Here is a 14,405-nt window from a genome sequence, read left to right on the forward strand (position 1 = left end):
GGGGGATGGAATTTGGACAGGACCCTGCGCATATTACATACTTCTGACTGGCACCTGGGGAAGACCCTGGGCGGCCACCGGCGCTGGGACGAGCAGGAGCAGTTTATTGAAGAGATCGCCCTTATAGCCCGGGAAGAAGGGGTGCACCTGGTTCTGCTGGCCGGGGACGTTTTCGATACCGAAAACCCTCCGGCCAGGGCCGAAGAGCTCTACTTTGAGGCCCTGGCCCGGCTGGCGGTGGAAGGGCGGCAGGTGGTGGTCATCGCGGGCAACCACGACCAGCCCGGGCGCCTGGCCGCCCCGGCTCCCCTGGCCGTGCGCCAGGGCGTGCACATCCTGGGGTGGCCGGGGGACGTGCTGCCGCCGGGGCCGGGGCTGCTGGCATCGGGCCCCTCCCTCCTGGTGCTGCAGGGGCCGGGCTGGCCCTGGCCGGCGGTAGTCCTGGCCCTGCCCTATCCTTCCGAGGCCCGGCTGGGCGAGCTGCTCGCCCCCACCCTGGAAGAAGCGGAACACCAGGCGGCCTATTCCCGGCGCGTGGCGGCTTTTTTGAAGCAGCTGGCCGGCCACTGCCGCCCGGAGGCGGTGAACCTGGCCGTCAGCCACCTGTACATGTACGGCGGGCAGATCAGCGACTCGGAGCGCACCCTCTCCCTGGGCGGGGCTTACAGCGTGGACCCGGGAACCCTGCCGGCGGAGCTGCAGTACGTGGCCCTGGGGCACCTGCACCGGCCCCAGGAAGTGCCCGGCGCACCCGTGCCCTGCCGCTACAGCGGCTCACCCCTGGCCTACAGCTTCTCCGAGGCCGGCCAGGCCAAGGGCGTTGTCCTGGTGGAAGCACAGCCGGGCCGGCCGGTGCACTGCCGCGAAATTACCCTGAGTTCCGGCCGGCCCCTGGTGCGCTGGCGGGCAACCGGGGGGTACGAAGAAGTGCTGGCCTGGTGCCGGGCCGGGCGGGACGAGCGGGCCTGGATTGACCTGGAGGTTCACGCGGCAGCTCCCCTCACCCGGGAGCAGGTGGAGCGGCTGCGGGAAATACGGCCGGGGATCATCGACATCAGGACGGTCCTCCCGCAGCGGGACGGGGAGGAAGCCGGGGCAGGGGACCTGGATGCCCTGCCCCTGGATGAGCTGTTCAGGCTTTTTTACCGCCAGCAGGCGGGCGGCGGCGACCCGCCCGATGAGCTGGTGCGTATTTTCCTGGAGCTGCTGGAACCGGCAGCCCAGGAGAGGGGGGAGGAAGTTGAGGCCCGTTGAACTGCGCCTGGCCGGGCTGCACAGCTACCGCCAGGAAGAGGTGGTGGACTTTAAAACCCTGTGCGAGCGGGGAATTTTCGGCATCTTCGGGCCCACCGGCAGCGGCAAGTCCACCATCCTGGATGCCATCACCCTGGCCCTGTTCGGGGAAGTGAAGCGGGCCAGCCGGGGCCGGGAAGGGATCATCAACCAGCACAGCGAGCAGGCCCGGGTGGCCTTCACCTTTGAAGTGGGCCGGGGGGAGGGGCGGTGCCGCTACCGGGTGGAACGGCTGCTGCGCAAGAGCGGTGATTTCGGCGCCCACACCCGGGAGTGCCGGCTGGTGCGCCTTGACCCGGATGGGGAGAGGGTGCTGGCGGACGGGGCCGACCAGGTGAAAATGGAGGTGCAGAAGCTCCTGGGCCTAACCGCGGACGACTTCACCCGGGCGGTGGTCCTGCCCCAGGGCCGCTTCGCCGAATTCCTGGCCCTGCGGCCGGCCGACCGGAACCAGATGCTGGAACGCATTTTTGAACTGGACCGGTTTGGCGAGCAGCTGAAAAAAAGGGTGAGCGATGCCGGGGCCGGGGTGCGGGCGGCGCTGGACCGGGTGGAGGCGGAGCAGCGGGGCCTGGGGGACTGCTCGCCCCGGGCCGTGGAGGCCGCCCGCCGGGATCTGGAGGAAAAGCGGGCGGCACGCCGGGAGGCGGAGCGGAAGCTGCAGGCGGCCCGCGGGCGCCTGGAGGAAGCCCGGGAAATCCGCCAGGCGCAGGAGCGGCGGCTTCACCTGCAGCGCCGCCTGGAGGAGCTCCGGGCCGCGGAGGACAAGGTGCGCCGGGAGGAAGAACTCCTGGAGCGGGCGGCCCGGGCCGAAACCATGCGCGGCCTCCTGGAGGAGTACGGGCGCCTGGAGGAAGACCTGGAGGAACGCCGGGGGCGGCTGCGCGCCCTGGGGGAAAAGCTCTCCCGCCTGCAGGAGGCGGCCCGGGCGGCGGAGGAGGAGGCCGCCCGGCAGCGGCAGCGGTGGGAGGCGGAAGGATCAGCTTTAATGAAGCGGCAGGCCTTGCTGGAGCAGGCCCGGGAAAAGGAGCAGGAGCTTGACGGCTGGCTCTCCCGGCAGGAAAAGGACCGGGAGGAACTGGAAGAAAAGCAGCGGAAAATCCGGCTCCTGGAAAAGCAGGCGGCAGAGCTTTCTTCCCGTCAGCAAGAAGGGGAGCGGCGCCTGGCGGGGCTCTGCCGGCGGCAGGAGGAGCTGCAGGTGGCGCCGGAGGAGGTGGAGCAGGCCCGGTGCGCCCTGGAACTGTACGGCCGGCTCTCGCAGCTGGAGCGGGAAGCGAAGGAGCTTGAAGGTGAGGCGGGCGCGGCGGCCCGCCAGCTGGACGCCCTGCAGCAGCAGGAGGCGGAACTGGCCCGGGAGGTGGCCGGGCTGGAAGGGGAGCTGGCGCAGGACCGGCAGGAGCTGGAGCGCCTCCAGGGGAGCCCGCCCGTGCCGGAAGGATACCTGGAGGAACGGGCGGCCGGCATTCAGGACTGCAGGTTCCGGATCCGGGCTCTGCTGGACCTGGCCGGGCGCTACGCTGAGCTGCAGGGGGAATGCCGGCAGGTCCGGGAACAGGTGGAAGAACTTGAACGACGGCGGGAAGCCCGGCAGCGGGAGGTGGCCGCCCTGCAGGAGGCCCTGGTGGAGGCGTCAGGGGCTCTGGAGCGGGCCCGGAGAGAGCTCGAGGAAGCCCGGCGCCGGCACATGGCTGCCGCCCTGGCCCGGACGCTGGCGGCGGGGCAGCCCTGCCCGGTCTGCGGTTCCCCGCACCACCCCGCGCCCGCCCGCCCGGCGGGGGTGGCCCTGGCCCCGCTGGAGGAAGCGGTGCGGGCGGCGGAAGAGGAACAGGCGCGGCGGCGGGAAAAGTGGCAGGAGGGGGAAAAAAGGCTCGTCCAGCTGGACGCGGAAATAGCGGCGTTGAAGCGCCGGGAGGAGCAGCTGGCCGGGGAAAAGGAGCGGGTTAAAGAAGAGGGCGGGCGCCTGCGGGAGGGGCTGCCGGCTCCCTGGCGGCAGGTGCCGCTGCAGGACCTCCCCGCCCTCCTGCAGGACGCCGAGCGGGAGTACCGGGAGCAGCAGCAGGGCTGGCGCCGCTGGCAGCAGCGCCTGCAGGAAGCCCGGGACCGGGTGGAAGAAGTGCGCCGCCGCCTGGATGAGCGGCGGCCGGCCCTGGCCCGCCTGCAATCCGCCCGGGAAGGGCTGGCACGGCAGATCCGGGACCTCCACCGGCGGCGGGAAGAAAAGGAGGCCGGGCGGCGGGAGCTGGTGGCACAGCTGCGCCTCCACCTGCAGGAACTGGGCCTGCAGGAACCGGGCCAGGTCCCGGCGCACTGGGAAGCTTTAAAGCAGAGGCAGCAGGAACTCCGGCGCGGCCAGCTTCAAATTGCCGGGCTGGAAGCGGAACTGAAAGACCTGTCCGGGCGGCTGCAGCAGCTAAAGGACGGCCTGCGGGACCTGGTGGTGGAAAAGGGTGCCCTGGAAGCCGCCTTATCGGGCAGGGCGGAACAGATCGGGCAGCTCCGGGCGGAGCTGCACCAGCTCACCGGCGGGCTGCGGGTGGAAGAGGCCCTGGGGCAGGTGCGGGAACAGCTTTCCTCTTTGCAGGATGCGGTGGCCCGGGCCGAAGAGGACAACCGCAGAGCGGCCGGGGATTTCCAGCAGTGCCGGCTGGAGCTGGAGGGGGAAGAACGGGCCTGTGCGGCCCTGCAGGAAAGGCTGGCGGGCCTGCGCCGGCACCTGGAACACTCGGCCCGGGAAAACCATTTCGCCAGCCCCGCCGGGGCTAAAGATGCCCTGCTGGACCCGCAGGAGCGGGAGGAGCTGGCGGCCCGGGTGAACAAGCACCGCCGGGAGGAGCAGCTGCTGCTGCAGGAACTGCGGGAAGTGGAGGCCCGCCTGGGGGGCAGGTATCTGGAGGAAGATGACTGGCTGCGGCTTCAGGAAGAATTAAAGGCGGCGGAAGAAGCCCTGGGCCTGGCCCAGCAGCAGGAAGGGGCGGCGGGACAGCACCTGCAGCGCCTGGAGGAAAACCGGCAGCGGTGGGCCGCCCTGGAAGAAGAGCGGCAGCAGCTGGCCGGGCGTGCCGAACTTCTGCGGGAACTGGAGGGGCTCCTGCGGGGCAGGGCGCTGGTGGAATTCCTGGCCCGCCGGCGGCTGGAAAACCTGGCGGAACTGGCCACCGAGCGGCTGGGCCGGCTTACCGGCTACCGCTACGCCCTGGAACTGGACGGTCAGGGAGGATTTATCCTCCGGGACGAGGGTAACGGCGGCCTGAAACGGCCCGTTTCCACCCTTTCCGGGGGGGAAACCTTCCTGGTCTCCCTGGCCCTGGCCCTGGCCCTTTCGGATCAGATCCAGCGGCGGGGCCGGGTTCCCCTGGAATTCTTCTTCCTGGACGAGGGTTTCGGTTCCCTGGACGAGCGGTACCTGGAGGCGGTGATGGATACCCTGGAGCGCCTGCCCCTGGAGCGGGTGGCCATCGGGCTCATCAGCCACCTGCCCCAGTTAAAGAGCCGCCTGCCCCGCCGCCTGCTGGTCGAGCCGGCCCGCCCCGGCGGCCCGGGCAGCCGGGTGCGCCTGGAAATGGCTTGAGTTCTGGTTCAGGAGGCGTTCGAAATAATGTCCAACCGGGCAGAACAAAAATTATTGTACGACCTGCATGAAAATCCCCCGGCCAGGCGGGCCGTGGTTTACGCCCTGCAGTGGCTGGTGTTCACCCTGGCCAACTCGGCGGTGGTGCCCCTGGTGGTGGGTCAGGCCCTGGGGCTGGACCAGGCGGGCATTGCCGGACTGGCCCAGCGCACCCTCTTCTTTACCGGCCTGGCTTCCCTGCTGCAGGTGCTCTTCGGCCACGGGCTGCCCATCATGGAAGGGCCTTCGGGCATGTGGTGGGGTGTATTTATCACCCTGGCCGCCCTGGCGCCCGGGCTGGGCAAGCCGCTGGCGGTCCTGCGCACCGACCTGGAGCTGGGGGTGCTGGTGGCCGGGGTGGTGCTGGTGCTGGTGGGTTCCGGCCGGCTGGTGGGCAGCGCCCTGAGCCTGTTCACCCCGGCGGTAACGGGTTCGGTGCTGGTGCTCCTGGGCCTGCAGCTCAGCGGCACCTTTGTCCGGGGGATGCTGGGCGTGGGCGAGGAGGGAGGCGGGGCCAGCCTCCGGGCGGCCCTGCTCTCCGTAATCGTGGTGGCGGTGGTCCTCTGGACCAGCCTCAAAGGGCGTCCCTTTACCCGCAGCATAGCCGTGCTCATCGGCATCGCGGTGGGCTGGTTGCTGGCCCTGCCCATGGGCCTGGCTCCCGGCGTGCCCTGGTCGGTTTCCGGCGTTTTCGCCCTGCCCCGGCTTTTTGCCTGGGGTACGCCCACCTTCGATGCGGGCATTGTGCTCACCTCGGTGATGACCGGTTTGCTGGTCTTAAGCAACCTGGTGGCCAGCATCCTGGCCATGGAAAGAACCATCGGGCAGAAGGTGCCCCGGCAGGCCTACAACCGGGGCGTGGCCCTGACCGGGGTGGCCGACATCATGGCCGGGGTGGGGGCCACGGTGGGGTTCGTGCCCTTCTCCGCCGGGGCTGCCCTGGTGGGCATGACCCGGGTGGCCTCCCGGATGCCCTTTATCCTGTTTGCCCTGGGCATGGTCGTTCTGGGGCTGCTTCCCCCCGTGGGGGCCTTCCTGTCCTCCATCCCCGTTCCCGTGGGCTACTCGGTCCTGCTGGTTTCCTTCTGCCAGATGGTCGGGTTCGGCCTGCGGGATTACCTCCGCCTGCAGCTGGATAACCGCGACCTCTATATTATCGGCATCACCCTGCTTTTTGGCACGGGGGCCATGATGCTGCCGGCCGGGGCGCTGGCCGGTATGCCGGCCCTGGCCCGGTACCTCCTGGGCAACGGGTTTTTGACCGGCATGCTGCTCTGCATCCTGCTGGAGCACGTTTTCCTGCCGGCAAAGTATTTTGGCGCCCGGACCGGCGCGGAGGAGAAAAAAGGGTCGGAATTAAACCGGTAAAAAAAACAAAAAGTTTTACCCGGCGGGCAGGATTTTTATCCCGTCTGCAGAATATTGTGATTTCAAGGTGGTATTTGCAAAGGGTGCCATGGAGGCACCCGGAAGGCCGGCCATAATTAACATAATTAAAATGTAATACAGTTTTAATGGTGACCACGGAGGTCCCGGGAGGGGAATACCCGCGTGGTCATTTTTATTTCTTTGGGGGAGGCGGTTTGAAGTGCATATTCCCGATGGCTTTCTTGATACCAGGATCTGGGTGGGGGCCGGCGTCCTCAGCGCCGGGGCCGTGGCCGCGGCGGTTGCGAAAACCAGAAAGGTGCTGGAAGACCGGCAGGTTCCTGCCCTGGGCGTGATGGCGGCCTTTATCTTTGCCGCGCAGATGGTTAACTTTCCGGTGGCCGGCGGTACCTCCGGGCACCTGCTGGGGGGCGCCCTGGCGGCGATCCTCCTGGGGCCCTGGAGCGCGGGCCTGATCTTAACCACGGTGCTGATCATTCAGATGCTTTTCTTCTATGACGGGGGCCTGACCGCCCTGGGGGCCAACGTGCTGAATATGGCGGTGATTGCCCCATGGGTGGCATACGGCACCTGCCGCCTGGTGAGCAACCTGTTCAGAAGCAGTGCCGGCCGCACGGCGGCCATCTTCCTGGCCTCCTGGATGTCGGTAATGGCTGCGGCGCTGGCGGCCAGCCTGGAAATTGCCTTCTCGGGCACAGTGCCCCTGAAAATAGTTCTGCCGGCCATGCTGGGGTGGCATGCCCTGATCGGCATCGGGGAAGGCCTGATTACCGTGGTGGTGGTTTCCTTTGTTTCCCGCCTGTGGGGGCTGGAGCAGCCCGAACAGAAAAGCGTTGCGGGGGGTGAGGGATTATGAACAAAAAGAACCTGCTGTGGGGTCTTCTGGTCGCCCTGGCCGTGGCTGCCTTTCTTTCTCCCTTCGCCTCTCCCAGCCCGGACGGGCTGGAGCGGGTGGCTGAAGATAAGGGCTTCCTGCACCTGGCTGAAGGGAAGGAACTGATTCACGCCCTGATGCCCGACTACGTTTTCCCCGGCGTGGCCAGCGGCGGCCTGGCCACTTCCCTGGCCGGCCTGGTGGGCACGCTGCTGGTGTTTGCGGCCATGTATCTCCTGGTCCGGCTTGTGATCCGGCCGAAGGGCAGCGCCGGGAAGGGGCCGTCCGGAAAGGGACACTTGAATTAACAGGTTGCCGGTGGTATAATCTGCTTAAAGCGGATCATGGAGATCCCGGTTTGATAGCTTATTATTTTTGAAGAATTAAATATCAAGGAAAGAAAGAGGCCATGGAGGCAGCAGCCTGTGCGGGAAAAGCAGGCTTGTTACCCCATGGCCTTTTTTTAAGGAAGTGTTTCCCATGACCCGGTTGATGGATGATTTTCTCCGGACCGGCGGGTGCCCCGGTTCGTTCCTGCACAGGGTGGACCCCCGGGTCAAGGTGCTGGCGGTGACGGGCTTTGTGACCCTGTCGGCCTCGCTTGCATCCCGGGCGGGACTGGTGCTGGCGGTGGTTTTTCTGCTGGCGCTTACGGCGGCAGCGCGGCTGCCCCTGCGCTGGCTGGCCGGCCGCCTGCTGTGGCTGCTGCCCTTTGCCGGTACCATGATTCTCCTCTTTCCGTTTATTACACCCGGTGAGCCCGTCTGGCGCTGGGAATGGGGAGCGCTGGCCATAACCGCCACCCGGGAGGGCTGGCAGCACGCCCTGGTGCTCTCCCTGCGGGTCGTGGCGGCCTTCCTGGCGGTGAACTTTCTGCTGGCTACCACCGGCCTGCGGCAGGTGCTGGAAGCGCTGTCCTTTTTCCGGGTACCGGCGGTTTTCATCCAGATGATCGAGTTTACCATCCGCTATATTTTCGTGGTGGCCGATGAGCTGCGGCGGATGAACACGGCCCGGGCGGCCCGGGGCTTTGTACCGGGGAAACACCTTTTCCACCGGCACACCTTCCGCACCCTGGGGCAGACGGTGGGTGTCCTCTTTGTGCGCTCCTGGGAGCGGGGGGAGCGCATATACCACGCCATGCTGGCCCGGGGTTACACCGGCCGGGTCCACAGGAAAGCCCTTCCCCCACCCGGGGGCCTGGATCTGGCCTGGGGAGCGTTCATCCTGCTGGTGGCGCTGGGACTGCACTTTTTCGACCCGGGGACAATAACCTGGCTATTGTCATGGAAGTAGAGAAAAGGGAATGAAGGAGCGGAAACCCCTGCCGCAGGTCCCCAAAAAGGGGGGCACGGGTAAGGGGTCTTTTTAGTGCAGTAAACCCTGCCCGGTTTGCAAATGTTTGCAAATTAGGTTTAACATATTCTAAAAACCCGGGAGTGATAAGGGTTATGGATTCTGTCATAGAGGTTGAGGACCTGTACTATACTTACCGGGATGGTACCAGGGCCCTTGCGGGCCTTTCGTTTTCCCTACCCCGGGGCTGCCGGGTGGCCCTGATGGGGCCCAACGGGGCCGGGAAGTCCACCCTTTTAATGCATTTGAACGGGATCTACCTGCCCCAGCGGGGAAAGGTGCGGGTTATGGGGCAGGAGGTGAACGCCCGCACGGCCAGGGAAATTAAAAGCCGGGTGGGCCTGGTGTTCCAGGACCCCGACGACCAGGTTTTTTCCTCCACCGTGGAGGAGGACGTGGCCTTCGGCCCGGTAAATATGGGCCTGCCACCCGCGGAGGTAAAGCGGCGGGTCGACGAGGCCCTGGCGGCGGTGCAGATGGAGGAGTACCGGGACAGGCCGCCCTACCACCTCAGCTACGGCCAGAAAAAGCGGGTGGCCATTGCCGGTGTGCTGGCCATGGGGCCGGAAATTATCGTCCTGGACGAGCCCATGGCCTACCTGGACCCCCAGGGCAAGGATACGCTGCTGGAGATCCTGGACCGGCTGCACCGGCGGGGTACGACCATCCTGGTGGCCACCCACGATGTGGACATGGCAGCCTCCTGGGCCGACCTGGTGGTGATCATCAAGGATGGCCGCACCCTGGCCCAGGGCGATCCGTCGCTGCTGGTCCGGGAGGACATCATCCGCCGGGCCAACCTGCGCTTCCCCCTGGTGGCGCAGATCTTCCGCTCCCTGCCCGAACTGCAGCTTGAAGCCGTGCCCTATACGGTGGAGCAGGCCGCGGCCCTGCTGAGAAAAATCCTGGCGGGGCGCCAGACCTGAAGCGCCTCCGGAGGGGCACTTTTATATTCATTATGGCCGGCCGGTCAGGCTGTGGTATAATAAACTGTAAATGTTTTCTTTCCCGAGGTTCCGGAGGTGAAGGGGATGTCCCTGGGTGAATTAAAAATGACTTACCGTGAGTACCTCCAGCTGCCCGAGGATAAGCGTTACGAACTAATTGGGGGGAGGCTTTATATGGTACCGGCGCCCAGCGTAATCCACCAGATGGTTTTGGAGAATCTGGGGTATATTCTGAACCGGCACGTTCGAGAGAAAAAAATGGGAGTCATTTTGCGCTCTCCCATTGACGTTTACTTAACGGAGGAGGATGTGGTCCAGCCGGATATTATTTTTATCAGCCAGGAGCGCCGGTACATCATCGGGGAGGCCAATATAAGAGGCGGGCCCGATCTGGTGATTGAGGTTCTATCGCCTTCCACCGCGGCCATAGATCAAACCGTTAAAAAAGAGCTTTACCGGAACCACGGGGTGCGGGAGGTCTGGTATGTGCACCCGGTGGCCCAGACTATAGAAATATGCACCTTCACCCTGGAAGGAGAAAAAAAGGAGCTTTACGCCCGGCACGATGAAAAACCTTTTGTTTCTGCGGTACTTCCCGGCCTGCAGCTGGATTTAAACAGGGTTTTTTAATTTTTAATTGGACCTGGCGAGGTTGGGTAACCGTAGAGTGTGTGCAAAAGACCGGGCAACAGTCATGGGAACACTTCTGCTTTCTGCTGAAGGGGAGTTGTTGCTTTGCTGGTGCTGCATAAAATTTCGGTGCCCACCCCTTACCCGGTGGGGCCGGTCAACGCCTACCTCATTGCCGCAAAACCCTGTACCCTGGTGGACCCGGGGCCCGACACCCGGGAGGCCAGGGAAGTTCTGCAGGGAGAGCTGGACCGCCTGGGGGTTCCCCTGGACCGCATTGAGCGGGTCCTGCTGACCCACTTCCATACCGACCACTGCGGTCTGGCCAGCTGGATCCACTCCCTGACGGGGGCGAAAATACATATCCACCCCTATGATTTGAAAAAATTAAGCGGCAATCACGACTTTATAAAGGAAAGAATGCTTTTTGTCCGTGAAGCCGGTGTCCCGGCGGAAATCCTGGAAGAAATTCTGCAGGACAGGGATAAGCTGCCCCCGCCTTCAGTGCCCCCCGGGAGCGTCGTCCCTACGGTGGAGGGGACGGAAATACCCTTTGAAGGGGGCAGCCTGCAGGCACTGCACCTTCCGGGCCACGCCACGGGCCACCTCTGCTTTTACGACCCGGCGGGCAAAAACCTGATTGCCGGTGATTTTCTGCTGCCCCACATCACGCCCAACCCCTTCCTGGAACCTGACCCCCTTCACCCCCGGCGCCGCAACCCCAGCCTGCGCCATTACCTGGAAGGGCTGGAGAGGCTGCTGGCCATGGATATAGAGCTGGTCTGGCCGGGACACGGGGAAGTCATCGATGATTACCGGAAGCTGGTGGCGGAAGTGCAGGAGCACCACCGGGCCCGCTGCGACGCCCTGGTGGGCCTGCTGCGGGAGCACGGGCCGTGCACCGCCTTTGAGCTTTCCCGGGTTACCTATCCCCACCTGAAGGGCTTCAACATCTTCATGGGGCTGTCGGAAGTCCAGGCCCACCTGGACGTGCTGGTGGAGGAGGGCCGGGTGAAAATGGAAAAAAGGGACGGCGTGGAGTATTATTTCCTGTAGCCGCGCGAGAACACCAACAAGGGGTGCGGGAGAAATTTGGTTTTTCGCTTGCGTTTAATCACGGCTATCTTCGTGGCCAGAGCAGTCATGTGGCTGGTCCGCCTGCTGGGGCGGGGTAGAGGCTCCTCCCTGCCCGGCATGGTGGCCTTAAGGATCTGCCCCGGCATCCTGGCCCACCTGGCCCGCCAGGCCCGCCGGGGTGTGGTTATGGTTACCGGCACCAACGGTAAGACCACCACCAACAATATGGTGGCCCGCATTGCCGGGGAGGCCGGCTACCGGGTGGTGGTCAATGCCGAGGGCGCCAACATGATCACCGGTATAACCACCGCCTTTTTACGAAAGGCATCCCTTTGGGGGCGGGTGGACTGCGATTACGCCCTGCTGGAGGTGGACGAGGCCACCTTTCCCCGGGTTACCCGCCAGGTGCGGCCGGATCTGGTGGTGGTGACCAACTTTTTCCGGGACCAGCTGGACCGATACGGGGAACTGGACACCACCGTATCCCTCATCCGGGAGGCCCTGGAGAAGCTGCCGGGAACCGGGCTGGTGCTGAACGCCGACGACCCCCTGGTGGCCTCGCTGGCCGCAGCCGCCGGCGGGGAAGTGCTTTACTACGGCCTGGGCGAACACCGGCGGGTCACCTCCTCTTCCTCCGCGGCCCGGGAGGGGCGTTTCTGCCCCCGCTGCGGGCAGGAGCTGGCCTATGCCTACTATCAATACAGTCAGCTGGGTAATTACCGCTGCCCCGGCTGCGGCTTTTCCCGTCCCCCGGCCGGCGTGGAGGGCACGGAAGTCCTCCCGGAAGAGCGCCGCACCACCTGCCGCCTGCGCTCGCCCGCCGGCGATTACGAGCTGGTTATTCCCGTCCCCGGCCTGTACAACCTCTACAACGGCCTGGCGGCCTTTACGGCGGGCCTGGTCCTGGGCGTGGAGCCGCGGGTGATCACCCGCGCCCTGGCGGGTTATACGCCGGCCACCGGGCGCATGGAGAGGTTCCGCTACCGGGAAAAGCCGGTGCTCCTGAACCTGGTCAAAAACCCCACCGGGTTCAACGAGGGCCTGGGAACGCTGCTTTCCCTCCCCGGTCCGGTGGATGTGCTCATCGCCATCAACGACAACGATGCCGACGGCCGGGACATCTCCTGGCTGTGGGACGTGGATTTCGAAGTCCTGGAGGAAGAGCACCGGCACGTGAACCTGCTGGTCTGCACCGGGCAGAGGGGGGCGGAAATGGCCGTCAGGCTGAAATACGCCGGGGTGCCCCTGGAAAAAATTGTGGTGGAGGAAATGTCCCGGGCCGTGGAGCGCGTCCTGAACGGCCCGGGGAAAACGGCCTGCCTCCTGGCCACCTATACGGCCTTATGGCCTGTGGAAAGGATTTTGAGCGGTTATGCCAGAAGGGAAAATCGTGTTGAAAGTCTGCCATCTGTATCCTGAGCTGCTGAATCTCTACGGGGACCGGGGTAATGTAATGGCCTTCGCCCGCCGCTGCCGGTGGCGCGGCCTGGGGGTGGAGGTGCTGCCGGTCAACCCCGGCGACCCGGTGGACTTCCGGGAAGTGGATTTCCTCTTCCTGGGCGGGGGTTCCGACCGGGAGCAGAACCTCATCGCCCGGGATCTGGAAAAACGCCGGGATCTCCTGCAGGCGGCAGTGGAAGACGGGCTGGTGGTGCTGGCCATCTGCGGCGGCTACCAGCTCCTGGGCAGGTACTACCGGACCCTGGAGGGCCGGGTCATCCCCGGCCTGGGGCTCCTGGACCTTTATACGGAGGCCGGCCGGAAGAGGATGATCGGCAACGTGGTCATCGAGCTAGAAATAGAGGGGGAGCCGGTGCGGGTGGTGGGTTTTGAAAACCACGCCGGGCGGACCTTCCTGGGACCGCAGGTTTCCCCCCTGGGCCGGGTGCTGGTGGGCTGCGGCAACAACGGGGAAGACGGCACCGAGGGAGCCCGCTGCAGGAACGTGTTCTGTTCCTACCTCCACGGCCCCCTGCTGCCCAAGAACCCGCGGCTGGTGGATTACCTAATTTCCCTGGCCCTCGCCCGCCGGGGCCTGCCCGCGGATCTTGCCCCCCTGGACGACAGCCTGGAAAACGCGGCCGCGGAAGTAATGCTCAGGCGCCTGCTAAAGTAGGAATTTAAAACCAGGGCATATCCCGTAGCACTTTGTCTGCGATCTGAGACCGGGAAACAGATCCCGGTTTTTTTGCTTTGGTCAAGGCCCCGGTTTCCCGCCGGGGCCTTGCCTTGCTCAGTCGAAAAAAGTGGCATGTCAAGGGACACCTGCTTACGGTGTAAACACTTTTGTTGAGCAGCCCGCGGTCAAAATCCATAGAAAAGTCAAATAAAACAAAGTTTTTAACTTTAGCGATAATTTTATAATCTTCTGGCATATCTTTTGCTCTTTGTGCCGGGTAAGTGCCTGCCTCTTCCAGCGAGTTCCGGCCGCCCCGGCCGGCTGCGCCTGCCTCCTGCCGGGGTCACATTCTTTTCCGGGCCAGGTGAACCCTGTTAAATGCTCTTCCCCCGGTACTGCCGGGATCATCGTTGAAGCTTACCACAAACTGCGGGGAAAGGAGACGTATCCAGTGCGGGAAACAGTAATTGTCAGTGCAGCCAGGACACCCTTTGGTAAACTGGGCGGGGCTCTGGCCCCCCTCACCGCCGTTCAGCTGGGAGGCGTGGTAATCAAGGAAGCCCTCCGGCGGGCGGGTATTGACGGGGAACAGGTGGAAAACGTGATCATGGGGCAGGTGCTGCAGGGGGGCTGCGGGCAGATCCCCTCGCGCCAGGCCACCCGGCTGGCGGGCCTGCCCTGGGAAGTGCCCTCGGAAACCATCAACAAGGTCTGCGCCTCCGGCCTGCGGGCGGTAACCCTGGGCGACCAGATCATCCGGGCCGGCGACGCCGACATCATCGTGGCCGGCGGCATGGAGAGCATGAGCAACGCCCCCTACTTTGTGCACGCCCGCTGGGGCCTGCGCATGGGCGACACCCGGTTTGTGGACCTGATGGTCCACGACGGCCTCTGGTGCGCCTTCTACAACCGGCACATGGCCATTCACGGCGGGGAAGTGGCCAGGGAATACGGCATCTCCCGGGAAGAGCAGGACGAATGGGCCCTGCGCAGCCACCGGCTGGCCATAGAGGCCATAGACGCCGGCCGGCTGAAGGAAGAAATCGTGCCCGTGGCCGTACCCCAGAAGAAGGGCGACCCGAAAACGGTGGACACGGACGAAGCGCCCCGGCG

The 14,405-nt window shown here is 65.1% G+C and carries 12 protein-coding genes; all 12 read left to right on the top strand.

The features are described from left to right. Positions 1 to 12 precede the first annotated feature (12 nt). Positions 13 to 1,254 carry an exonuclease SbcCD subunit D gene (locus BUB44_RS09965; RefSeq protein ID WP_083543193.1) on the top strand — a complete coding sequence of 414 codons (1,242 nt, stop codon included), beginning with the start codon at positions 13 to 15 and terminating at the stop codon, positions 1,252 to 1,254. Next, a complete protein-coding gene (locus BUB44_RS09970) occupies positions 1,241 to 4,861 on the top strand; it encodes an AAA family ATPase (protein WP_073165819.1) in 3,621 nt (1,206 codons plus the stop codon). The genes BUB44_RS09965 and BUB44_RS09970 overlap by 14 nt, the downstream gene beginning before the upstream one ends. A 27-nt stretch (positions 4,862 to 4,888) precedes the next feature. After that, positions 4,889 to 6,268: a uracil-xanthine permease family protein gene (locus BUB44_RS09975; RefSeq protein ID WP_027357178.1), complete on the top strand. Its 1,380-nt coding sequence runs from the start codon at positions 4,889 to 4,891 to the stop codon at positions 6,266 to 6,268. Between the two features lie 220 nt (positions 6,269 to 6,488). Then, the gene (locus tag BUB44_RS09980) at positions 6,489 to 7,145 is read left to right on the top strand and encodes an energy-coupling factor ABC transporter permease (RefSeq protein WP_027357179.1); all 657 of its coding nucleotides are present in this window, start codon (positions 6,489 to 6,491) and stop codon (positions 7,143 to 7,145) included. Then, complete coding sequence (locus tag BUB44_RS09985; protein WP_073165822.1) at positions 7,142 to 7,471, top strand: PDGLE domain-containing protein; 330 nt, start codon at positions 7,142 to 7,144, stop codon at positions 7,469 to 7,471. The genes BUB44_RS09980 and BUB44_RS09985 overlap by 4 nt, the downstream gene beginning before the upstream one ends. Positions 7,472 to 7,643: 172 nt before the next feature. Beyond that, positions 7,644 to 8,459: a cobalt ECF transporter T component CbiQ gene (cbiQ, locus tag BUB44_RS09990; RefSeq protein WP_083543195.1), complete on the top strand. Its 816-nt coding sequence runs from the start codon at positions 7,644 to 7,646 to the stop codon at positions 8,457 to 8,459. A gap of 155 nt (positions 8,460 to 8,614) precedes the next feature. Further along, on the top strand, positions 8,615 to 9,445 hold the full coding sequence (locus BUB44_RS09995; protein WP_073165824.1) for an ATP-binding cassette domain-containing protein: 831 nt from the start codon (positions 8,615 to 8,617) through the stop codon (positions 9,443 to 9,445). Positions 9,446 to 9,550: 105 nt separating this feature from the next. Continuing rightward, positions 9,551 to 10,096: a Uma2 family endonuclease gene (locus BUB44_RS10000; RefSeq protein ID WP_027357182.1), complete on the top strand. Its 546-nt coding sequence runs from the start codon at positions 9,551 to 9,553 to the stop codon at positions 10,094 to 10,096. 111 nt (positions 10,097 to 10,207) lie between these two features. Further along, positions 10,208 to 11,152 (top strand): MBL fold metallo-hydrolase, encoded by a 945-nt coding sequence (locus BUB44_RS10005; protein WP_242655948.1) that lies wholly within the window; start codon positions 10,208 to 10,210, stop codon positions 11,150 to 11,152. 36 nt (positions 11,153 to 11,188) lie between these two features. Next, complete coding sequence (locus tag BUB44_RS10010) at positions 11,189 to 12,592, top strand: Mur ligase family protein (RefSeq protein WP_242655946.1); 1,404 nt, start codon at positions 11,189 to 11,191, stop codon at positions 12,590 to 12,592. Next, positions 12,564 to 13,289 (top strand): type 1 glutamine amidotransferase, encoded by a 726-nt coding sequence (locus tag BUB44_RS10015; protein ID WP_073165846.1) that lies wholly within the window; start codon positions 12,564 to 12,566, stop codon positions 13,287 to 13,289. The genes BUB44_RS10010 and BUB44_RS10015 overlap by 29 nt, the downstream gene beginning before the upstream one ends. A 454-nt stretch (positions 13,290 to 13,743) precedes the next feature. Beyond that, a partial coding sequence (locus BUB44_RS10025; RefSeq protein WP_278247943.1) for a thiolase family protein occupies positions 13,744 to 14,405 on the top strand: 662 nt, incomplete at its 3' end.

This window comes from Desulfofundulus australicus DSM 11792 (assembly GCF_900129285.1).
In the GTDB taxonomy this organism is placed as follows: domain Bacteria; phylum Bacillota; class Desulfotomaculia; order Desulfotomaculales; family Desulfovirgulaceae; genus Desulfofundulus; species Desulfofundulus australicus.